Raw genomic sequence first — 20,317 nt, 5'->3', positions numbered from 1 at the left:
GCCGTGCGGCACCGGTGGCGGCCGGCGTCCCGTCCACCTTCCGCCGACCCCACCGACACTTTACCCCCCTGGGGTATTCTCGGAAGAGGGTTCCGGCGTGGCGTCGGTCTCGGTGGCGCCGCCCGCCCGCATCATCCGGCCACCCATCTCCCGTACATATCCGGCCAGCTCGGCCGGCTCGTGCACGGTGAACTCCCGGCCCAGCAGCGCCAGCCGCAGCGCCAGCCACTCCAGCGAGTCGGGCGCGCTGTGCCAGCGGCAGCTGCCCTCGTCGAGCGGCTCGACCCGGCCCGCCGCCGGGCCGCCGAGCCGGGCCGCCACCTCCTCGGCCGGCCCGTGGACCGTAGCCACCGCCCGATAGGTCGCCGTCATCCCCGCCATGCCGCGCATCCGCTCACGGACGTACGCTCCGGCGTCGGCGGCCGGCAGCTCGCGCGGCGCGGTCCGCGCACCGGTGGCGAACGGCTCGCTCAGCCGGTCCACCCGGAAGATCCGCCAGTCGTCGCGGTCGTTGTCGAACGCCACCAGGTACCAGCGGCGGCCCGCCGCCACCAGCCGGTGCGGCTCCACCAGGCGCCGGCTGAGGTCGCCCGCGCCGGCGCGGTAGCGGAAGCGCACCCGCTCGTGGTTGGCGATCGCGGCGGCCAGCACCGCCAGGTGCTCCGGGTCGACGGTGGGGCCGTCGCCGGACGGCATCGGGACGGTCGCCGTGCCGAGCGTGGCCACCCGCCGCCGCAGCCGGGTCGGCAGCACCTGCTCCAGTTTGGCCAGCGCCCGGACCGACGCCTCCTCGATGCCCGCGATGGTGTGCCCCGCCGTCGAGCGCAGGCCCACCGCGATGGCCACCGCCTCCTCGTCGTCCAGCAGCAGTGGCGGCATGGCGGTGCCCGCGGCCAGCCGGTAGCCGCCCTCGGCGCCCATCGTGGCGTGCACCGGATAGCCCAGCTCGCGCAGCCGCTCGATGTCGCGGCGGATGGTCCGGGTGGTCACCCGCAGCCGGTCGGCGAGCTCCCGCCCCGGCCATTCCCGGGGCGTCTGGAGCAGCGACAACAGGTTCAGCAGACGTGCCGATGTCTCACTCATGGGGACGATGATGACCGAGGAAGTAGGACGGGAGCTGTCCTAGACGGCGCCTAGTGTCGGGGATGTCCGGGGCGGTACGCGCCGTCAGCGCAGCGCGTGCCGCCCCGGACGTCCCCTTTCCGCTCGCCCACGGCACCACCAGGAGTCCCCGCATGACCCCGTCCGACCCGACCCCCGCCGCACCGGTGGGCGACGCGCCCGCGTCCGCCGACCGCAGGCGGTGGATAGCCCTCGCCGTCGTCCTGACCGCGAGCTTCATGGATTTGGTCGACGCGACGATCGTCAACATCGCGCTGCCCAACATCCAGCAGGACACCGGCGCCGGCTTCGGCGCCCTGCAATGGATCACTGCCGGATACGCGCTGGCCTTCGCCATCGGCCTGATCACCGGCGGCCGGCTCGGCGACATCCACGGCCGTAAGAAGTTCTTCCTGATCGGCATGGGCGGCTTCACCGTCGCCTCGGCACTGTGCGGCCTGGCCGCGGACCCGGCGATGCTGGTCGCCGCGCGGGTGCTCCAGGGCGCGATGGCGGCGCTGATGGTGCCGCAGGTGCTGGCGATCATCCACGTCAGCTTCCCGGCCCACGAGCGCGGCAAGGTCTTCGGGATGTTCGGCGCGGTGGTCGGCCTGGGCGCGGTCTGCGGCCCGCTGATCGGCGCGCTGCTCACCCAGGGGAACCTCTTCGGCCTGGAGTGGCGGCCGATCTTCCTGATCAACCTCCCGGTCGGCCTGGTCGGGATCCTGCTCGGCCGCCGCTTCCTCACCGAGTCACGGTCGGACACCGCGCTCCGCCTCGACCTGGTCGGCACCGCGCTGCTCACCGTCGGGCTGCTGCTGGTGCTCTACCCGCTCACCCACGGCCGCGAGGCCGGCTGGCCCGTCTGGGGCTTCGTCGCCATGGCGGCCGGTCCGCTGGTCCTCGCCGGCTTCGTCCGCTACGAGCGGCACAAGGCCCGCAAGGACGGCTCGCCGCTGGTCGAGCTCTCGCTGTTCCGGATCAGGACCTTCGCGGCGGGCGTCGGCGTCCAGCTCCTCTTCGGCGCGGTCAGCGGACTGTTCTTCCTGATCTGGACGCTCTACATGCAGCTCGGGCTGGGCTGGGGGCCGCTGCACGCCGGGCTGACCGGTCTGCCGTTCTCGCTGGCCTGCTCCGCCGCGGCCGGCCTGTCGGTGCAGAAGCTGGTGCCCCGGTTCGGCCGCGCGGTGCTCCAGGCCGGTGCGCTGATCATGCTCGTCGGCGCCCTGCTCTACCTCTGGCAGGCCGACCACTACGGCACCGCCATGCAGTCCTGGCAGATGGTCCCGGCGATGGTCCTGATGGGCGCCGGCATGGGGCTGATCGTCGCGCCGATCACCGACGCGGTGCTCTCCGAGGTGCCGGTCCGGCACTCCGGCTCGGCCTCCGGCATCTTCAACACCACCGGCCAGGTGGGCATGGCGCTGGGCCTGGCGCTGTCGTCGGTGGCGTTCTTCGGCGCGGTGGACGGGCCGGGGCGCGCGGGCTTCGTGGCCGCCACCACGCACGCCCTGTGGTGGATCGCCGGCGGGCTGGTGCTCGTCCTCGGCCTGCTGTTCCGGCTGCCCCGGCGAGCTCGTGCCGGCGGCCCGGCCCAGGAGGAGCCGGGGGCGCCCGCCGCGGCGGCGTCGGCCCCGGTCGCGGCCGACCAGCCGGCGCTCGTCCCCTGACGGACGCGCGGGGCGCACGCCCGGGGCGTGCGGGCAAACGGACGGCACGGCGCGGCCCACGACCGGGTGCGGAGTCCGCAAAATCGAGCCCCGGCCGTACCGTCCGCGCGCCCCTACGGGCGATACTTGCCGGGTGTCGATGATCAGCAACCTCCGCAAAGCCGCCCGGCTGCCGCAGCCGCGACAGGGCGGGGTGGACCTCAGCCACCCGGCCCGCTCGCCGCTCGGTACGGCCGTGGTGAACTGCGCGGTCTATGTGGCGGGCGCGCGCCAGGACGGCCACCAGCCGGCGCACGAGGCGATCCGGCAGGTCCGGGAGTCCGGTGACGGCTTTGTGTGGATCGGTCTGCACGAGCCGTCCGAGGTGGAGTTCGCCGGCATCGTCGAGCTGTTCGGGCTGCACCCGCTCGCCGTCGAGGACGCCGTCCACGCCCACCAGCGCCCCAAGCTGGAGCACTACGACGACTCGCTGTTCACCGTCTTCAAGACCGTCCGCTACGTCGAACACGACCAGCTCACCGACACCAGCGAGGTCGTCGACACCGGCGAGATCATGGTCTTCACCGGCGTCGACTTCGTGATCACGGTGCGGCACGGCGGTCACGGTTCGCTGGGCCCGCTGCGCGAGCAGCTGGAGCGCGACCCGGAGCAGCTCGCGCTCGGTCCGTCCGCGGTGCTGCACGCCATCGCCGACCTCGTCGTGGACGACTACCTCGACGTCGCCGCCGCCGTCCAGGACGACATCGACGACGTCGAGAGCGAGGTCTTCTCGGTCCGCGGCAGCCGCGGCGCCGACCGGATCTACCAGCTCAAGCGCGAACTGCTGGAGTTCAAGCGGGCGGTGACCCCGCTGGACCGCCCCCTCCAGGAGCTGGCGACCCGCTCGCTGCAGTTCATCGACCCCCGGATCAAGACCTACTTCCGGGACGTCGCGGACCACCTCGACCAGGTCCGCGAGCGGATCACCGGCTTCGACGAACTGCTCAACTCGATACTCCAGGCACACCTCGCCCAGGTCGCCAACGCCCAGAACGACGCGATGCGTCGGATGTCCGCCTGGGCGGCGATCCTGGCCGTCCCCACCATGGTCACCGGCGTCTACGGCATGAACTTCGAGTACATGCCGGAGAAGAGCTGGACCTTCGGCTATCCGCTGGTGATGGTCGTGATGGTGGCGATCTGCGCGCTGATGCACCGCGGATTCAAGCGGAACGGCTGGCTGTAACACCGTTACGGGGCCGGGTGCGGGGCGCTGTGACGGGCGCTCACCGCTCCCCGACGTGCCCTGGCCGGGCGGCCCCGAACCCCGCCGCCACCTGCGGCACCAACAGCACCAGCAGCACCGCCAGCGGCACCGCCCAGGTGCCCGAGGTGTCGTGGACGGCGCCCAGCACCGCCGGGCCGGTGGCGGCCAGGACGTAGCCGAAGCACTGGGCCATGCTGGAGAGTTGGGCGGTGCGCCGGGCGTCCGGGGCGCGCTGGACGATGAACAGCAGCGCCAGGCTGATCGCCGCACCCTGGCCCAGGCCCAGCAGCGTCATCCACAGGTACGCGCCGCCGACCGGCGCCGCCCAGACCCCGGCGAAGCCCGCCGCGCACAGCACCGCGCCCAGCGCGGCCAGCGTCCCGGCCCGCAGCCGGCGGCCGACGATCACCGGCGCCAGGAACGACCCCGCGATCCCCGACAGCGAGGAGAACGACAGCATCCAGCCGGCGTCGCCCGCGCTCATCCCGGCGTCCTTGAGGATGGTCGGCAGCCAGGCGGCGGCCGCGTAGTAGCTCAGCGACTGGAGCCCCATGTAGGCCGTGACCTGCCAGGCCAGCGGGGAGCGCCACAGGCCGCGGACGGGGTGCGCGGCCTGCCGGGCGGCGGCCTCCGTCACCGCGGCGCGGGAGCGGACCTGCGGCAGCCAGGCGACCAGCGCGAGCACCGCCAGCGCGCCCCAACAGGCCAGCGTGGCCTGCCAGGAGAGCCCGGCGGCCTGCCGCACCGGGACGGTGACGCCGGCCGCCAGCGCCGCGCCGCCGAACAGCGACATCGAGTAGAGCCCGGTCATCAGGCCCGCCTTCGCCGGGAAGTCCCGCTTGATCAGGCCGGGCAGCAGGACGTTGGCGACGGCGATGCCGGCGCCGATCACGACGGTCCCGGCGAACAGCGCCACCACCGAGTCCAGCAGCCGCAGCCCGGTGCCCAGGCAGATCAGCACCATGGTGCCGAGCAGCGACCGCTCCGTGCCGAAGCGCCGGCCCAGCCGCGGCGCCACCGGCGCCAGCAGCCCGAAGCAGAGCAGCGGCAGCGCGGTCAGCAGGCTGGTGGCGGCCGCCGACATCCCGCTGTCGGCGCGGATGGTGTCGGCCAGCGGGGAGACCGCGACCAGCGCCGGGCGCAGGTTCAGCGCCAGCAGGACGACGCCGGCGCCGAGGTGGAGGGCCCGCCGGCCGGTGGCGCCGGCGGGCGCGGGGGCGTCCCCGGCCGGGGCCGTCGTCCCGCCGGCCGGCTGCGGCCCGGCCTTGGATATGGCCGATGCCGGTCCGTGTGTCATGACCGGTCTTCCTCCTGTGTCGCGTCGTTACTGTCCGTGCCCGTGCCCGTGCCCGTGCCCGTGCCCGTGTCCGTGCCCGTGCCTTCAGTGCCGTCGTCCGCCGGTCGCGCCGGCGGCTCGCGCAGGGCGTCGGCGGCCTCCGCGAGGTGCGCCAGCGCGGCCCGCTCGGCGGCGTCCGGATCGCGGGCCTCGATGGCGTCGACGATCGCGGCGTGCGCGTCGAACTGGTGGCGGACCGCGTCGGGCAGCAGCGGGGTGTCGACCACGGCCGCCAGCGCCTCCCGCAGGGCGTCGCCGAACTGCTCGTACAGCTCGGCCAGCAGGCTGTTGTGCGCGGCGGCCGCGACCGCCCGGTGGAAGCGCACGTCCGCCTCCACGAACCGGGGCACGTCGCCGGCCTCCCAGGCCCGGCCGCGCACCGCCAGCGCCTCCCGCAGCGCGGCCAGGTCCTCGTCCGTGCGGCGCTCGGCCGCATACCGCGCGGCGTCCCGTTCCAGGCAGGAACGGACCTCGTACGCCTCCAAGTTGGCGGCCCGGCGCAGTCGGCGCTGGACGGCGGCACCGAAACCGCTGCGGGCGCGGACGTAGGTCCCGTCGCCCTGCCGCGGCTCCAGCATCCCGGTGTGCACCAGGGCCCGGACCGCCTCGCGGACGGTGTTCCGGCCGACGTCCAACTGCTCCACGAGCACCGGCTCGGCCGGGATCTTCGCGCCGACCGGCCACTCGCCGTCGGCGATCAGCCGCTCCATCTGCTCGATGACCAGCGCGACGAGGCTGGTGCGGGCGGTGCTGCGCAGCGGCATCGGCGTCGTCCTCTCGTCCGCGTTCCGCGGGTCCGCTCACGGCGGATGCCCGTCGTCAGGGCACCCGATTCCACCGGTGATGGGAACATCCCATGTTTAGCGGTGTCAAATGATCAGGCTTAACCTGGGGGCGGCGGTGGCCCGCCGGACACAGACAGGGAGACCCACGGATCCATGGACGAGCGAGCCCGCCGGCCGTTGCCCTGGCAGGGCGAGTGGCCGGTGATCGGCGTGGTGGCCGTCGGCGGTGCCCTCGGCGCCTCGGCCCGCTACGCCGCCGGCCTGCTCTGGCCGACCCCCGGGGCCGCCTTCCCCTGGACCACGCTCGTGGTCAACGTGGTCGGCTGCGCGCTGATGGGCATCCTGATGGTGCTGATCACCGAGGTGTGGACGGCCCACCGGCTGCTCCGCCCGTTCCTGGGCACCGGCATCCTCGGCGGCTTCACCACCTTCTCCACCTACGCGGTGGACATCGAGCGCCTGGTGGCCGCCGGGCGGCTGCCGCTCGCCCTGGCCTACCTCGCCGGCACCCTGCTCGCCGCGCTGTCCGCGGTGGCGCTGGCCGGCACCGCCACCCGGGCGCTCCTCGGACTGCGGCGGCGACCGGCATGACGGACCACGCGGCGCCCGGTCCGGCGCCTTCGGTCGGGAGCCCGGCGCTGCGGCTGACCGTCGTCGTCGGCGAGCAGGACGCCTGGCACCACCGGCCGCTCTACGCGGAGATCGTGCACCGCGCCCGCGCCGCGGGCCTCGCCGGGGCGAGCGCCTTCCGAGGCGTCGAGGGCTTCGGGGCGACCTCGCTCATCCACACCCAGCGGCTGCTGTCGCTCAGCGAGGAACTGCCGGTGGCGGTGGTCGTGGTGGACACCGAGGAGCGGGTGCGGGCGTTCCTGCCGCAGCTGACCGAACTCCTGGCGGGCGGGGGCCTGGTGACCCTCGACCCGTGCGAGATGATCGCGTTCCGGGGCCGGGCGGACGGGACCGCCGGCGGGGAGGGCACACACGGGTGAACTGGCTGCTGGTGGTGGCCGGTGCCATGGTCGGGGCACCGCTGCGCTTCCTCACCGACCGCTTCGTCCAGGCCCGGCACGACTCCGTCTTCCCCTGGGGGACGTGGGCCGTCAACGCCGTCGGCAGCCTGATCCTCGGCCTGCTGACCGGCGCGGTCGCCACCGGCGCCGCCGGGCCGCACGCCCAACTGCTGCTCGGCACCGGCCTGTGCGGGGCGCTGACGACCTATTCGACGTTCTCCTACGAGACCCTGCGGCTGGCCACCGACGGGGCGCGCCGGTACGCCGCGCTCAACGTCGTGCTGAGCTTGGCGGCCGGACTGACCGCCGCCGGCGCCGGGATGGCCCTCGCCCACGCCCTGTGGTCCTGACCCCGGGGGCCGGTCCGCCCGACTGCCCGCACACACGGAAGCGGTGGGGCTCGACGAGGAGCCCCACCGCGTGGGCGGACGTACGGGGTGCGAGGGCTGGTGGGGGGTACGGAGCCGGCCGCCAGGTACCGGCCCCGTCAGCCCGGGCCCGTCGTCCTCCCGACCACCGTCAGCCCGGCCGGGGGACGGCGGACCGACCGCCGTGCCGCGTCCGGGGACGGCCGGGTGGGTCAGCCGCCGAAGCGGATCCCGGCCAGGCCGTTCGCCCAGAGCTGGTCGACCTGGGCGCGCTCGTTGGCGTCCGGCTGGGTGTTCTGGCAGGACGGGCCGGGCCCGCCACCGGACATCAGCTCGCTGCACGGACCCTCGTAGTGGTCCGGCAGGCCCAGCACGTGGCCGGTCTCGTGCGCCACGATGCGGGTGCGGTTGTACTGCTGGGCCTGGCTGTAGTCGATGAAGACGAAGCCCTTGCCGTGGCCGTCGGTGCTGGCGTACGAACCGCGCGGGTCGTTGCCCTCCTTGTACTGGAAGTCGCCGCCGCTGCCCGATTGCAGCTTGACGTTCTGCACCGCGCTGTTCCAGATCGAGGCGCTCTGGGATATCTCGTTCGCGAAGGTCGGAGCGGCGCTCGCGTCGTAGGTGACGGTGACCGACTTCAGGTGCGGGTTGGCCTTCAGCTTGGCCTGGGCCGACTTCATGACGGCCTGGAAGAACGCCTTGGTGTCCGCCTTCTCGGCCGCCGAGCCGGTGTAGGCGGCGATCGAGGCGGGGGTGCTGTGGTGGGAGGCGGGGTGCGCGGCGGGGGAAGTCGCCGACACCGGGGCGGCCGCGGCGAACGCGGCGGCGAGGCCCAGACCGAGCGCAGCCGACAGCGCCGTCTTGGGAGATCTCATGTGGGGGGCTCCTTAATTTCCGAGAGGCCGTACGGCCGCCGTGTGGGGCGGCGGCCGGGGCCCTGCGGATTTCTTGGTGCCGTTGAGTGTGGACGGAGTTCACCCGTGGGGCGGAGATGCCAGGTGGCGATAGCGCGAGTCAATACCCTTGATGGCCATGGACCAACGCGCTGGTGAAGCCCCGGAGTTCGGACCGCCCTGAGAGTCTGGTGTGAGCCGCGCCTGCGCGTTTATGCTCCGGGCGTGGAGCTTGAGGTAAGGCATCTTCGCGCCCTGTGCGCCATCGCCGACACCGGCAGCGTGCGCAAGGCGGCCCGACAGCTGGGGATGACGCAGCCTTCCTTGACGACCCAGCTCCACCGCATCGAGAAGGCCCTCGGCGGCCAGCTCTTCTTCCGGGAGCCGACCGGTAGCCGGCCCACCCCGCTCGGGCATTCCGTGCTCTGTCGCGCCCGGCCGATAGTGGCCGAGATGCGGGCGCTTGTCGAGGACATCGCCTCGGTCTCGGTCAGGGAGGAGGGCACCCGGCTGCGGATCGGCAGCACCAACAGCCCGGCCGTCGCGGGCTGGTTGCGCCGGCTGCGCGCCCGACTGCCGGAGACCGACACCACGATACGTACCGATGTGTCCGCCAATGCCCTGCTGCACATGGTGGCGATGGGGCAGCTCGACGCGGCCTTCGTGCACGAGGTCGAGGGCGCCCCGCTGCGCGTCCCCGACGGCCTGGTGGAGCGTGAACTGCTCGCCAGGGAACCGCAGTTCATCGCCCTCGCGGAGAGCCACCCGGCGGCCGGGCGGACCGTCGTCCGGGTCGCCGACCTGGCCACCGACCAGTGGATGGTCGATCCGACGGTGGACGGCGAGTGGGCCGGACTGCGCCGGATCTGGTCGGCGGCCGGCATCAACCCCCGGGTGGTGCACGGCGATTACCTCACCGCCGTGGACCTCGTCATCGCCGGCGAGGTGGTCACCCCCTGCCAACCCACCGCCCGCTCCCGCCCCGGCATGGCCATCCGCCCGCTGCACTGCGACCCGCTGGCGGTCCGGCTCTTCATGGCCTGCCGCGCGGACGGCCCGCCGGCCGGCTCCGCCGACGAGCTGTTCGCCGACCTGACCGCCGCGTACACGGAGATCGCCTGGGCCAGCGAGGCATACCACGACTGGCTGGTCCGGCACGGCGGCGTGCTGGCGCCCGGCCACTAGGGCGTCAGGGGCTTATAGGGCAGGGCTATCACCCACCCGTGGCCGGCGGATCCGCCTCTCCCGCCCCGAAGGCGGCGCCCTCGCGCACCCGACCGCGAACGACCGCAACCGACCGCGAACGACCGCACCCGGCCCGCCAGGGCCGCCGGATTGCGGCGGTTCGCGGACCGGGTGCGGTCAGGGGACCAGACGGTCGGGGAGACCGCCGGCCGAAGGGGGTGAGCCGGGCTCAGCCCTTCTTCGTCTCCCAGAAGATCTTGTCGATCTCGGCGATGAGCTCCAGGGCCTTCGTGCCCGTCTTCGGGTCGTTCGAAGCCTTGGCCGCGCTGAGGGCCTTGAGCGTGTCGTTGACCAGCTGGTGGAGCTGCGGGTACTTCTCGAAGTGCGGGGGCTTGAAGTAGTCGCTCCACAGCACCGAGATGTGGTGCTTGGCCAGCTCGGCCCGCTGCTCCTTGATCAGGACGGCGCGGGTGCGGAAGTCCGCGTCCTCGTTGGCCTGGTACTTCTCCTGTACGGCCTTGACCGACTCGGCCTCGATGCGGGCCTGGGCCGGGTCGTACACGCCGCAGGGCAGGTCGCAGTGCGCGCTGACCTTGACCTTGGGGGCGAACAGGCGGGAAAGCATGTTCAGTCCTTCCTCGTGATCGTCTTCTCACGTGCGAGATTACTCGGTGCGGGAAGGCTTTTCTCGGGTGCCCCGGGGGTCTTAGGGCAAAAGTCCGGTGGCGGGCCGGGACTGATGGAGGATGGTCTGGTGAAGGTCGCACGGGGGCTGGACCGGGAGGTACGAATGCCGGAGCGGGTGCGCGAGCCGGAGCAGGACAGCGGCGGCGGCGCGGGGCCGGTGCGGGGCGGGCCGCTGCGGTCGTTCGGGTTGGCGGAGGTCTACAACCCGTCGATGGTGCCGACGCTCCGGCCGGGGGACCATCTGGTGGTCCGGTACGGGGCGGTGGTGCGCCCCGGTGACGTGGTCGTGCTGCGGCATCCGTTCCGGCAGGACCTGCTGATCGTCAAGCGCGCGGTGGAGCGGCGGGACGGCGGCTGGTGGGTGCGCGGCGACAACCCGTACGTGGAGAACGACAGCCGGGAGTTCGGCACGGTCCCCGACGACCTGGTGATCGCCCGGGCGTGGCTGCGGCTGCGGTCGCCGCGTGGGCTTCAGCGCTCGCCGCGGGCCGCGCTCGCCTGGGGCTCCTGGGCGCTGTCGGCGGTGCGGCCGCTCTCCAGGCGCTTGCGGGCGCGGTAGGCGGCGACGTTGGCGCGGGTGGCGCAGCGGTCGGAGCAGTAGCGCCGCGAGCGGTTGGTCGAGGTGTCCAGGTACGCGTTGCGGCAGGGCTTGGCCTCGCAGATGCCCAGCCGGTCCACGCCGAGCTCGGTGAGGTGGAAGGCCAGGCCCATGCAGGCGGTCGCGGTGAAGCCGGCGGTGGCGTTGGCGGCGTGGTCGGCGATGTGCATGTGCCACTTGGGGCGCCCGTCGTCGTCGCGGTACTCATGGCCGGAGACCTGTGGGCTGACCGGGAACTCCATCATCAGCGCGTTCAGCAGGTCCACGGCGAGCACCTCGTCGCCGCGGTCGGCGGCCTCGAAGACCGCGCGGAGCCGGGCGCGGACCGTGCGCAGCCGCGTGACGTCGCTCTCGGTGGCCCGCCGGGCGGCCTGCTGGGCGCCGCCGAAGAGCTCGCGGACCGCCTCGACCGACGTCAGGGTGTCCTCGCCGCGCTCGGGCTGCTCGGTGTTGACCAGTCGCACGGCGTAGTCCGAGTAATAGGTCAGTTCCACTTGTAGTCCTTACGGGACGCGTCCAGGGTGCGGTGTCCACCTGCGTAATGGGTGTTGTCACTACGAGGGTATTACGACCCTTCTGCTGCGCTTGGTTGCCCTCCCACGTTGTCGGCTGCCCCCCCGCCGTGGGGGTTGCCCGTTTTGCGCCTGCGGCGCCGGGCCCGCCGGGCCCGCCTGGCGGCGGGGTCTTGCGTTGTCCGCTGCGCGGGGCGGATCCGCTGCGCGGGGCTGTTGGGTGCGGTGACGGGCCTGCGGGGGTGGTGTGCAGGACTGCTGGCGCTTTACGTCCTGCACACCACCCCCTCCGGCCCGTCCCCTCCCGTTGTGGGGTGAGGAAACAGGTGAGCGGGGGCTGATGCCGGTGGTCCGGTGACGGTCACCACTCGACAACGAACTCGCAGGGGGCCACCGGCATGCGCCCCCACTCACCGTTTTCATGACCACCTACGGGAGGGGACGGGGGTGCGGGGTTGGGGTTGTCCGGACGTAAAGCGACAGCAGTCCGGACAACCCCAACCCCGCACCCCCGGCACCGCTGTCGAACCGCCCCGCGCAGCGGAACCGCCCCGCGCAGCGGAACCGCCCCGCGCAGCGGACCCGCCCCGCGCAGCGGACCCGCAACCATCCGCCGTCAGGCGGACAGGCGTATCGGGACCACCCCGCCGTCAGGCGTCAAAGCACCTTGGACAGGAACGACTGGGTCCGCTCGTGCTGGGGGTTGGTGAGGACGTCGCGCGGGTGGCCGGATTCCACCACCACGCCGTTGTCCATGAACACCAGGGAGTCGCCGACCTCGCGGGCGAAGCCCATCTCGTGGGTCACCACGACCATCGTCATGCCGTCGGCCGCCAGGTCCTTCATGACGTCCAGGACGTCGCCGACCAGCTCCGGGTCGAGGGCCGAGGTCGGCTCGTCGAAGAGCATCAGCTTCGGCTCCATGGCCAGGGCCCGGGCGATCGCCACCCGCTGCTGCTGGCCGCCGGAGAGCTGCGAGGGGTAGTTGCCGGCCTTGTCGGCCAGCCCGACCCGCTCCAGCAGTGCGCCCGCCCGCTCCCGCGCGGCCGTCTTGGACTCGCCCTTGACCTGGACCGGCGCCTCCATGATGTTCTCCAGCGCGGTCATGTGCGGGAAGAGGTTGAAGCGCTGGAAGACCATGCCGATGTCCCGGCGGCGGGCGGCGACCTCGCGGTCGCGCAGCTCGTAGAGCTTGCCGTTGTGCTCGCGGTAGCCGACCAGTTCGCCGTCGACCGACAGCCGGCCGGCGTTGATCTTCTCCAGGTGGTTGATGCACCGCAGGAACGTCGACTTGCCGGAACCGGACGGGCCGATCAGGCAGAAGACCGCGCCGGGCGCCACCTCCAGGTCGATGCCCTTGAGGATGTGCGCGGTGCCGTAGGACTTGTGGACGCCCTCGGCCTTCACCATCGGGACGGTGGCCTCGGCGGAGTCCTTCTCCGCGGTGGTGCTCGTGGTCTTGCTCATGCCGTACCTCCGGCGCGGTTCGGGCCGGCCAGCTTCGCCTTGACGCGCTGGAACGGGGTGGGCGGAAGCTGGCGGCTGGAGCCGCGGGCGTAGTAGCGCTCCAGGTAGTACTGGCCGATGCTGAGCACCGTCGTGGCGATCAGGTACCAGGCGGCGGCCAGGATCAGCATCTCGACCACCACGCCGGAGTCCCGGCCGACGTTCTGCGCGGCCTGGAGGAGGTCGTAGTACTGCACCGCGATCACCAGGGACGAGGTCTTGAGCATGTTGATGACCTCGTTGCCGGTCGGCGGCACGATCACCCGCATCGCCTGCGGCACGACGATCCGGCGCAGCGTCTTGCCGTGGCTCATGCCCAGCGCGTGCGCCGCCTCGGTCTGGCCCTCGTCGACGGCGTTCAGGCCGGCCCGACAGATCTCGGCCATGTACGCGGCCTCGTTGAGGCCGAGGCCGAGCAGTGCGCACAGGAACGGGGTCATGAAGTCCGACCACTCGTCCTTGTAGATCGGCATGATGTCGATGTACTGGAAGACCAGGCCGAGGTTGAACCACAGGAAGAGCTGGACGTAGACCGGGGTGCCGCGGAAGAACCAGACGTAGAACCACGCGACGGACTTGGTGACCGGGTTCTTGGACTGCCGCATGACGGCCAGGACCACGCCCAGCACGATGCCGATCACCATCGACAGCACGGTGATCCACAGGGTGTTGCGCAGGCCCTTGAGGATGTCCGCGTTGAACATGTACTCCGGTATCGCGCCCCAGTTGACCTTCCCGGAGGCGAAGGCCCGGACGAGCAGGACCAGCAGCCCGATGACGACGAGGGCGGCGACCCAGCGCCCGTAATGGCGGACCGGTATGGCTTTGATGGGCTCGGGCTGGGCCGGCGGAGCGGACGCCGGCGGCTCGGCCGGCTTGTCGACGTCGACTGACACGAAGGTTGCCTTTCAGCGTGTGGCGGGAGAGGCGTGGGGGCGGCCGCGCGGAGCGCGCGGGCGAGGGGGACGGGCCGCCGGCTCAGGTGCCGCCGTTGATCTGCACTTCCTTGACCCCGGCGTCCTTGACGTTCCACTTGGCCAGGACGCCGTCGTACGCGTGGTTCTTGATCACCAACTCCACGGCCGCCTTGAGCGCGTCGCGCAGCTGCTCCTGGCCCTTGGGGACGGCGATGCCGTACGGGGCCGCCTTGAGCGGGGCGCCGCCGACCATCTGGAAGTCGTTGCCGCCGCCGGAGACCTTCACCGCGTAGGCCGCGACCGGGTAGTCGCTGGAGACCGCGTCCACACCGCCGGTCCGCAGCCGGGTCTGGGCCTCGGAGTCGTTGTCGAACGCCTCGATGGAGATCGGCTGTTCGCCGCCCGTCTCACATGCCTTGGACTTGTCCTTGGCCAGGTCGTGGGAGACGGTGCCACGCTGCACGGCGAGCTTCTTGCCGCACATGGTCTCCCAGCCGTCGATGCCCTTGGTCTTGCCCTTCTGGGTGTAGAGCGAGACACCGACGTTGAGGTAGTCCACGAAATCGACGCCCTCACCGATCTTCTTGCCGGTGGTGGAGTCGATGCCCTGCTGACGGTCCTTGGTGTCCGTCATGGCCGACATCGCGAGGTCGTAGCGCTTGGACTTCAGGCCGCCCATGAGGGTGTCGAAGGTGGCGTTGTTGAAATTGAGCTTGATGCCCAATTCCTTGCCGATTGCCGCCGCGAGATCCGGATCGATGCCTTCCACGGCGCCGTTCGAGCGGAACTCCACCGGCTTGTAGGTGATGTCCGAGCCGACCTGGAGCATCCCCTTGTCCTGGACGTCCTTGGGGAGCTTGCTGAAGAGCGGGGCGTGCGGATTGCGGTTCTTCGCCGCCTCCCGTCGGGCGATCGCCGCGTCCGTCTGGTCACCGCAGGCGCTGAGCAGCAACAGCGATGCGGTGACCGTGGCTATCGCGGCGGCAGTCTTGGCGGACTTACCGGACTTACCGGACCTGCCGGCCGCCGCGCGACGGGTGGTGTCTGCGGTCATGCGGATCCTCCTGCAGATGGGTGACCGACGTGCCAGTGTGGGCAGCCGATGTGCTGGTGAGAAGGGGGTGTGCACACACCTTTGGGCACCTTTGAGCGTCGCGCCCTCGGTCGGTGACGGAATCCTGCCATCCGCACTCCGGTATTCGGACTGTTGCGCAGGTCAAAATCGGATAACGGACGAGCGGGGGCGATCGTCGGCCGCGTCCGACAAGGGGAAACGCCGCTCACCGGCCCGGAAGGCGATGATCGCGAGTGCGGGGGTGTCTCGGAATTCGGACAGTCGCGGGGGATCTTCGGGGATTTCCGCCATTCCATCACTAATGTCGGAGCTCTGTACCGGCAGGTAACGAATCTAACTCGTCGCGCCGGACGCACGTCCGGTAGAAAGGTTCGTTACACCCCTCATCCGGGGCTCAGGGCGCGTGTGCGGCGCGCCCGGCGTCCGTACCTCCCCCCGCGCGGCGGCTATCCGCGGCGCAGGGCGCGGGCGCGGTGCCCGCCCACTCCCCAACCAGGGAGTGGCCACCCTCAACAGATTTACGACAAAGGGGTCAGAGAAAAGTGGCAGCGGAGATCGTCAATCCTCGCAGCGACAGTGAGACAGGCGTCGAAGGAGGCGCGGACGGCACGTCCGGCGAACTCTTCGACCCGGCCTTCGCGCTGCATCGCGGCGGCAAGATGGCCGTCCAGGCAACTGTGCCGGTGCGCGACAAGGACGACCTGTCCCTCGCGTACACGCCGGGCGTGGCCAAGGTGTGCAGCGCCATCGCCGAGCGTCCCGAGCTCGTGCACGACTACACGTGGAAGTCCCAGGTCGTGGCAGTGGTCACGGACGGCACCGCGGTGCTCGGCCTGGGCGACATCGGGCCGGAAGCCTCCCTCCCCGTGATGGAGGGCAAGGCCATCCTCTTCAAGCAGTTCGGCGGCGTGGACGCGGTCCCGATCGCGCTCGCGACCACCGACACCGACGAGATCGTGGAGACCGTCGCCCGGCTCGCGCCGTCCTTCGGCGGCGTCAACCTGGAGGACATCTCGGCGCCCCGGTGCTTCGAGATCGAGCGCAAGCTCCAGGAGCGGCTGGACATCCCGGTCTTCCACGACGACCAGCACGGCACCGCCGTGGTCACCCTGGCCGCGCTGCGCAACTCCGCCAAGCTCACCGGGCGCGAGCTCGGCGACCTGCGGGCGGTCATCTCGGGTGCCGGCGCGGCCGGTGTCGCCATCGCCAAGATCCTGGTCAACGCCGGCATCGGCGACGTCTCGGTCTGCGACCGCAAGGGCATCGTCTCGGCGGACCGTGAGGACCTCACCGACGTCAAGCGCGAGCTGGCCGGCTTCACCAACAAGGCGGGCCTGACCGGTTCGCTGGAGACGGCGCTGGACGGCGCCGACGTCTTCATCGGCGTCTCCGGCGGCACGGTGCCGGAGGAGGCGGTGGCGAAGATGGCGAAGGACTCGCTGATCTTCGCGATGGCCAACCCCACCCCGGAGATCCACCCGGACGTCGCCCACAAGTACGCCGCCGTGGTCGCCACCGGGCGCAGCGACTTCCCGAACCAGATCAACAACGTGCTCGCCTTCCCGGGCATCTTCGCCGGCGCCATGCAGGTGCGCGCCTCGCAGATCACCGAGGGCATGAAGCTCGCCGCCGCGGAGGCGCTGGCCGCCGTCGTCGCCGACGAGTTGAGCGCGGACAAGGTCATCCCCTCGCCGTTCGACGAGCGGGTGGCCCCGGCGGTCACCGCCGCTGTCGCGGCCGCCGCCCGTGCGGAGGGCGTCGCCCGGCGCTGACCTGCCACCGTCGCGGACACCACTGACGGGCCGGGCCGGCATCCCTCGCGGGTGCGGGCCCGGCCCGTCGGGCATGTGCGGCGATGGCCGGAAACGGTGGGCGGAATCCGGCCGTCCGCGGCCCGTGCGGGCGGCGCGCGTCACACCCGCGCCCGCTGTCGCCGGGCGCGCCCGCGCCCTACGTTGGGATCATGTTTGCTGCCTACGCCGCCCGCATCGACCGCGACCAGCCGCTGAACGGCCTCGAATTGGGGGACCGCCCGGCCCCCGCCGCCCGCCCCGGCTGGACCACCGTCGACGTCAAGGCCGCCTCCCTCAACCACCACGACCTGTGGACGCTGCGCGGCGTCGGGATCACCGAGGACTCGCTCCCGATGATCCTCGGCTGCGACGCCGCCGGCATCGACGAGCACGGCAACGAGGTCGTCCTGCACTCCGTGATCGGGCAGACCGGCCACGGCGTCGGACCCGAAGAGAAGCCCTCGATCCTCACCGAGCGCTACCAGGGCACCTTCGCCGAGCGGGTCACCGTGCCGACCTGGAACGTCCTCCCCAAGCCCGCGGAGCTCTCCTTCACGGAGGCCGCCTGTCTGCCCACCGCCTGGCTGACCGCGTACCGGATGCTGTTCACCAACGCCGGGGTCCGGCCCGGGGACAGCGTGCTGGTCCAGGGTGCCGGCGGCGGCGTGGCGACCGCCGCCATCGTCCTGGGTGCCGCCGCGGGCCTGCGGGTCTTCGCCACCAGCCGGGACGAGGTCAAGCGCAGGCGCGCCGTGGAGCTGGGCGCCGAGGCGGCGTTCGCGAGCGGCGAGCGGCTGCCCCGGCGGGTGGACGCGGTGATCGAGACGGTCGGCGCCGCCACCTGGTCGCACTCGGTGAAGTCGCTGCGGCCCGGCGGCACCCTGGTCATCTCGGGTGCCACCAGCGGTTTCACGCCCAAGAACGGAGAGCTCAACCGGATCTTCTTCCTGGAGCTGAAGGTCGTCGGCTCGACGATGGGCAGCAAGGAGGAGCTGGCCGGACTGCTCGACTTCTGCGCCGCCAAGGGCATCCGGCCGGTGATCGACTCCACGCTGCCGCTGGACCGGGCCCGCGAGGGCTTCGCGAGGATGGCCGAGGGGGAGCTCTTCGGAAAGATCGTGCTGACGGTCTGACGGCCGGGCGCGTCGGGTGCGGGGAAGGAGCGGGGACGTGCGGATCCTTCGGGCGGACGGGCGGGCGGCCGTGCCGTGGCGCAACGGCGGCGGGCTCACCCGCGAGGTCGCCGCGCACCCACCGGGCGCGGGCTGGGACGCCTTCGCCTGGCGGGTGAGCCTGGCCGAGGTGACCCGGGACGGGCCGTACTCCCCGCTGCCCGGCGTCCGGCGGATCCTCACCGTCGTCGACGGCGCCGGGCTGGAACTGACGGTGGACGGCGCCGTGCACCCGCTGCCCGGCCGCTACCGCCCCTTCGCCTTCCCCGGCGCCGCCGAAACCGACTCCCGCCTGCTCGACGGCCCGGTGGTCAATCTGAACGTGATGGTCCGGGAGGGGCGGACGGCGGCGCGCGTCACGATGGTGCGCGGGAGCCGGGAGCTGACGGGGGCGCGGACCGCGGTGGTGGTTGCGCTGGACGGCGGGACCCGGATCGATGCCGCGGCGGCGGGGGAGCCGGGCGTGCGGCTGGCGCGGTACGACGCGGCCGTGTGGGAGCCGAGGGGGGACGCGGCGGCGCCCGTGGTGGTGCGGACGGACGGCATCGCGGCGGTGATCGAGCTCTCCGACGTCGTCCCCGATGCCCCGTCCGACGTCAACGGGGCCGCGGGGACGGGACGTTGACCAGGGTTTTGTACAGCCGGTAGCCGGAAACCGGTGGGCGGGCCGGACCGCCGGCCGTCGCGTGTTCCGCGTGTTCCGCGTGTTCTACGGGGACGGCGGGTACGGCCGTGACGCCGGCCAGGGCGTCGATCGCCGCCCGCAGCCGGTCCGCGGTGCCCCCGGCGAGGAATTCCCGCCGGGCCGAAGCATCCGCCCACTCCGCGTAGTTGAGCACCCGTCCGCCGTCCTGGGCGAGGTGGAAGTGGGCGCCGAGCAGCCCCGGGACCCGTGCGCGGCCCAGGAGGTCGACGACGGTGTCGGCGAGGGCGCGCTGGGCGTCCGGGCCGGTGGTGGCGAAGACCGGGGTGGCCAGGAAGCCGGGGCGGGCCGCGGGGCGTTCCTCGGGGACGTGGCTGCGGTAGCGGCGATAGCGGGTCGGGCCGGGGCGGCGGATGCCCGGGACGGCCTCGTCGACCGGGGCGATGGCCGCGGGGCGCCGGGTGCGCACCCACTCCCGGTGGGCCCGGTCGTCCGTCCACTGCGCGTAGTTGAGGACATGGCTGCCGTCGGTGCTCAGGAAGGTGGCGAGCGCCAGCATCGCGTCGGGGCGCGGTTGGTCCTCCCAGGCGGCGAGCACCGCGTCCGCCGCCGGGCGCTGGAAGCGGGCCTCCGGTACGAGCCAGGGGCTGACGAGGACGGTGGCGGCGTCGGGGCGGCGGACGTCGGGGAAGTCGGCGGTGGGCGGCATACGGGCTCCGTGGTGTCTGGGTGGCGGTGCTCGAAGCCTCGTCCCTCAAGTGCGGTTGAGGTCAAGGGGGTTGAAGAGGGGTCACCCCACCTGTCAATGATGGTTGACAGGTGGGGTGCGTCAACCTAGATTGACAGACATGACCGAGGCAACGGATCTCGCCGCACGGGCGAGCGACCCCGACCCGCGGGCCGGCCTCCGCGCCGTGGCCGCGCTCCGCCGGCTGTTGGAGCAGCTGGAGGCGGTACAGGTGCGCAGCGCCCGCGCGAAGGGCTGGTCGTGGCAGGAGATCGCCGCCGAGCTGGGGGTCAGCCGGCAGGCGGTCCACAAGAAACACGGGAGGCGTTGATGTTCGAGAGGTTCACGGCCGCCGCCCGGGCGGTGGTGGGCGGTGCGGTGGGGCACGCGGACCGCACCGGAAGCGACTGCATCGGCGAACCGGAGCTGCTGCTCGCGCTGTTGGACCAGCGGGACTCCCCGGCGGCGGCCGCGCTCGACGGGCTCGGCGCGCCGCGTCCTGCGGTCGTCCGCGACCTGGCGGCGGACCGGCGGCGGGGCGGTCTCTCGGCGGCCGACACGGCGGCGCTGGCCGGACTCGGGATCGACGTCGACGCGGTCGTGGCCCGGGTGGAGGAGGCGCACGGGGCCGGGGCGCTGACCGGTGGGGGGCGTCGGGCCGGGCGCGGCAAGCGGGTGCGCCGGACGTTCGCGCCGGAGGGCAGGGCGGTGCTGGAGCGCGCGCTGCGGATCGCGGCGGGTCGCGGCGACCGGCGCCTGGGCGACGAGCACCTGCTGCTGGCGCTGACGGCCGGGTCCGGCCCGGCCGGGGTGGTGCTGGCCGGCCACGGGGTGACGTACGACGCCGTGGCGCGGGTCCTGGCGGAGCCCTCCGCCCGACGCGCGAGCTGACCGGTCCGAGGAGCAGTGCGGCGGTGTCGCCCGCGGCCCGACCCGGCCCGGCGGCCGTGCCCGGCGCACCCGCCCGCGAATTCGGTGGAACCGGCCGCACCGGGCTGCGTACCGTGACCCGGTTACCGGCCGGCGGTCGGCAGCCGGCGGCCGGTGTGCTCGCCCCTGCCCGCCCGCGGGCCGACCGGAGCGGCAAGAGGAG

The 20,317-nt window shown here is 72.7% G+C and carries 22 protein-coding genes; 12 read left to right on the top strand and 10 right to left on the bottom strand.

The window, feature by feature from the left end; translation table 11 throughout:
* Positions 1-60 precede the first annotated feature (60 nt).
* The gene (locus SNOUR_RS14480) at positions 61-1,083 is read right to left on the bottom strand and encodes a helix-turn-helix transcriptional regulator (protein ID WP_067347035.1); all 1,023 of its coding nucleotides are present in this window, start codon (positions 1,081-1,083) and stop codon (positions 61-63) included.
* Between the two features lie 152 nt (positions 1,084-1,235).
* Between SNOUR_RS14480 and SNOUR_RS14475 the strand changes: the two genes are divergently transcribed.
* Positions 1,236-2,771 (top strand): MFS transporter, encoded by a 1,536-nt coding sequence (locus SNOUR_RS14475; protein WP_067347033.1) that lies wholly within the window; start codon positions 1,236-1,238, stop codon positions 2,769-2,771.
* Between the two features lie 139 nt (positions 2,772-2,910).
* The gene (corA, locus tag SNOUR_RS14470) at positions 2,911-3,996 is read left to right on the top strand and encodes a magnesium/cobalt transporter CorA (protein WP_067358315.1); all 1,086 of its coding nucleotides are present in this window, start codon (positions 2,911-2,913) and stop codon (positions 3,994-3,996) included.
* Positions 3,997-4,036: 40 nt separating this feature from the next.
* On the opposite strand, the gene SNOUR_RS14465 is transcribed toward corA, so the two are convergent.
* Positions 4,037-5,314: a CynX/NimT family MFS transporter gene (locus tag SNOUR_RS14465; protein ID WP_099055691.1), complete on the bottom strand. Its 1,278-nt coding sequence runs from the start codon at positions 5,312-5,314 to the stop codon at positions 4,037-4,039.
* The gene (locus tag SNOUR_RS14460) at positions 5,311-6,117 is read right to left on the bottom strand and encodes a FadR/GntR family transcriptional regulator (protein WP_067347031.1); all 807 of its coding nucleotides are present in this window, start codon (positions 6,115-6,117) and stop codon (positions 5,311-5,313) included. The genes SNOUR_RS14465 and SNOUR_RS14460 overlap by 4 nt, the downstream gene beginning before the upstream one ends.
* 174 nt (positions 6,118-6,291) lie before the next feature.
* On the opposite strand from SNOUR_RS14460, the gene crcB (SNOUR_RS14455) reads away from it, so the two are divergent.
* From crcB (SNOUR_RS14455) to crcB (SNOUR_RS14445), 3 genes are read left to right on the top strand one after another with little or no spacing between them, the layout of a single operon-like run.
* Positions 6,292-6,729: a fluoride efflux transporter CrcB gene (gene crcB / locus SNOUR_RS14455; protein ID WP_067347030.1), complete on the top strand. Its 438-nt coding sequence runs from the start codon at positions 6,292-6,294 to the stop codon at positions 6,727-6,729.
* The gene (locus SNOUR_RS14450; RefSeq protein WP_067347028.1) at positions 6,726-7,127 is read left to right on the top strand and encodes a DUF190 domain-containing protein; all 402 of its coding nucleotides are present in this window, start codon (positions 6,726-6,728) and stop codon (positions 7,125-7,127) included. The genes crcB (SNOUR_RS14455) and SNOUR_RS14450 overlap by 4 nt, the downstream gene beginning before the upstream one ends.
* Positions 7,124-7,498 carry a fluoride efflux transporter CrcB gene (crcB, locus tag SNOUR_RS14445; RefSeq protein ID WP_067347026.1) on the top strand — a complete coding sequence of 125 codons (375 nt, stop codon included), beginning with the start codon at positions 7,124-7,126 and terminating at the stop codon, positions 7,496-7,498. The genes SNOUR_RS14450 and crcB (SNOUR_RS14445) overlap by 4 nt, the downstream gene beginning before the upstream one ends.
* A 230-nt stretch (positions 7,499-7,728) precedes the next feature.
* Here the strand turns inward: crcB (SNOUR_RS14445) and snpA are convergent, their stop codons facing one another.
* Entirely contained in the window at positions 7,729-8,391 is a 663-nt protein-coding gene (gene snpA, locus SNOUR_RS14440) for a snapalysin (RefSeq protein ID WP_067347024.1), read from the bottom strand.
* A 243-nt stretch (positions 8,392-8,634) separates the two neighbouring features.
* On the opposite strand from snpA, the gene SNOUR_RS14435 reads away from it, so the two are divergent.
* Positions 8,635-9,594 carry a LysR family transcriptional regulator gene (locus SNOUR_RS14435; RefSeq protein WP_067347022.1) on the top strand — a complete coding sequence of 320 codons (960 nt, stop codon included), beginning with the start codon at positions 8,635-8,637 and terminating at the stop codon, positions 9,592-9,594.
* Between the two features lie 229 nt (positions 9,595-9,823).
* Here SNOUR_RS14435 and sodN read toward each other — a convergent pair whose 3' ends face one another.
* A complete protein-coding gene (gene sodN / locus SNOUR_RS14430) occupies positions 9,824-10,219 on the bottom strand; it encodes a superoxide dismutase, Ni (RefSeq protein WP_039632850.1) in 396 nt (131 codons plus the stop codon).
* 165 nt (positions 10,220-10,384) lie between these two features.
* On the opposite strand from sodN, the gene sodX reads away from it, so the two are divergent.
* Positions 10,385-10,840, top strand: a complete 456-nt coding sequence (gene sodX / locus SNOUR_RS14425) for a nickel-type superoxide dismutase maturation protease (protein ID WP_067358311.1) — start codon at positions 10,385-10,387, stop codon at positions 10,838-10,840.
* On the opposite strand, the gene SNOUR_RS14420 is transcribed toward sodX, so the two are convergent.
* The 4 genes from SNOUR_RS14420 to SNOUR_RS14405 form a co-directional block, all read right to left on the bottom strand.
* Positions 10,753-11,373 (bottom strand): CGNR zinc finger domain-containing protein, encoded by a 621-nt coding sequence (locus SNOUR_RS14420; RefSeq protein ID WP_067347021.1) that lies wholly within the window; start codon positions 11,371-11,373, stop codon positions 10,753-10,755. The two genes, sodX and SNOUR_RS14420, sit on opposite strands and share 88 nt — an antisense overlap.
* 675 nt (positions 11,374-12,048) lie before the next feature.
* Positions 12,049-12,801, bottom strand: coding sequence for an amino acid ABC transporter ATP-binding protein (locus tag SNOUR_RS14415; RefSeq protein ID WP_067358309.1), 753 nt, complete (start codon positions 12,799-12,801; stop codon positions 12,049-12,051).
* A 53-nt stretch (positions 12,802-12,854) separates the two neighbouring features.
* Positions 12,855-13,793, bottom strand: coding sequence for an amino acid ABC transporter permease (locus SNOUR_RS14410; protein ID WP_067347019.1), 939 nt, complete (start codon positions 13,791-13,793; stop codon positions 12,855-12,857).
* A gap of 82 nt (positions 13,794-13,875) precedes the next feature.
* Positions 13,876-14,868 (bottom strand): ABC transporter substrate-binding protein, encoded by a 993-nt coding sequence (locus SNOUR_RS14405; protein WP_067347017.1) that lies wholly within the window; start codon positions 14,866-14,868, stop codon positions 13,876-13,878.
* A gap of 563 nt (positions 14,869-15,431) precedes the next feature.
* On the opposite strand from SNOUR_RS14405, the gene SNOUR_RS14400 reads away from it, so the two are divergent.
* From SNOUR_RS14400 to SNOUR_RS14390, 3 genes are all read left to right on the top strand, one after another.
* Complete coding sequence (locus SNOUR_RS14400; RefSeq protein WP_067347015.1) at positions 15,432-16,661, top strand: NAD(P)-dependent malic enzyme; 1,230 nt, start codon at positions 15,432-15,434, stop codon at positions 16,659-16,661.
* A gap of 191 nt (positions 16,662-16,852) precedes the next feature.
* On the top strand, positions 16,853-17,815 hold the full coding sequence (locus tag SNOUR_RS14395) for a zinc-binding dehydrogenase (protein ID WP_067347012.1): 963 nt from the start codon (positions 16,853-16,855) through the stop codon (positions 17,813-17,815).
* A 37-nt stretch (positions 17,816-17,852) separates the two neighbouring features.
* On the top strand, positions 17,853-18,479 hold the full coding sequence (locus SNOUR_RS14390) for a HutD/Ves family protein (RefSeq protein WP_067347010.1): 627 nt from the start codon (positions 17,853-17,855) through the stop codon (positions 18,477-18,479).
* Here SNOUR_RS14390 and SNOUR_RS14385 read toward each other — a convergent pair.
* On the bottom strand, positions 18,451-19,206 hold the full coding sequence (locus SNOUR_RS14385; protein ID WP_067347008.1) for an antibiotic biosynthesis monooxygenase: 756 nt from the start codon (positions 19,204-19,206) through the stop codon (positions 18,451-18,453). The genes SNOUR_RS14390 and SNOUR_RS14385 overlap by 29 nt on opposite strands.
* A gap of 139 nt (positions 19,207-19,345) precedes the next feature.
* Here SNOUR_RS14385 and SNOUR_RS14380 point away from each other — a divergent pair, with 139 nt between their 5' ends.
* Positions 19,346-19,555, top strand: a complete 210-nt coding sequence (locus tag SNOUR_RS14380; RefSeq protein ID WP_039640853.1) for a helix-turn-helix domain-containing protein — start codon at positions 19,346-19,348, stop codon at positions 19,553-19,555.
* On the top strand, positions 19,555-20,115 hold the full coding sequence (locus SNOUR_RS14375; RefSeq protein WP_067347006.1) for a Clp protease N-terminal domain-containing protein: 561 nt from the start codon (positions 19,555-19,557) through the stop codon (positions 20,113-20,115). Before SNOUR_RS14380 ends, SNOUR_RS14375 begins: the two co-directional genes overlap by 1 nt.
* The last annotated feature ends 202 nt before the right edge of the window (positions 20,116-20,317 follow it).

The sequence above is a fragment of the Streptomyces noursei ATCC 11455 genome (genome assembly GCF_001704275.1).
Classification (GTDB): domain Bacteria; phylum Actinomycetota; class Actinomycetes; order Streptomycetales; family Streptomycetaceae; genus Streptomyces; species Streptomyces noursei.
This window is presented reverse-complemented; position numbering and strand designations above follow the sequence as displayed.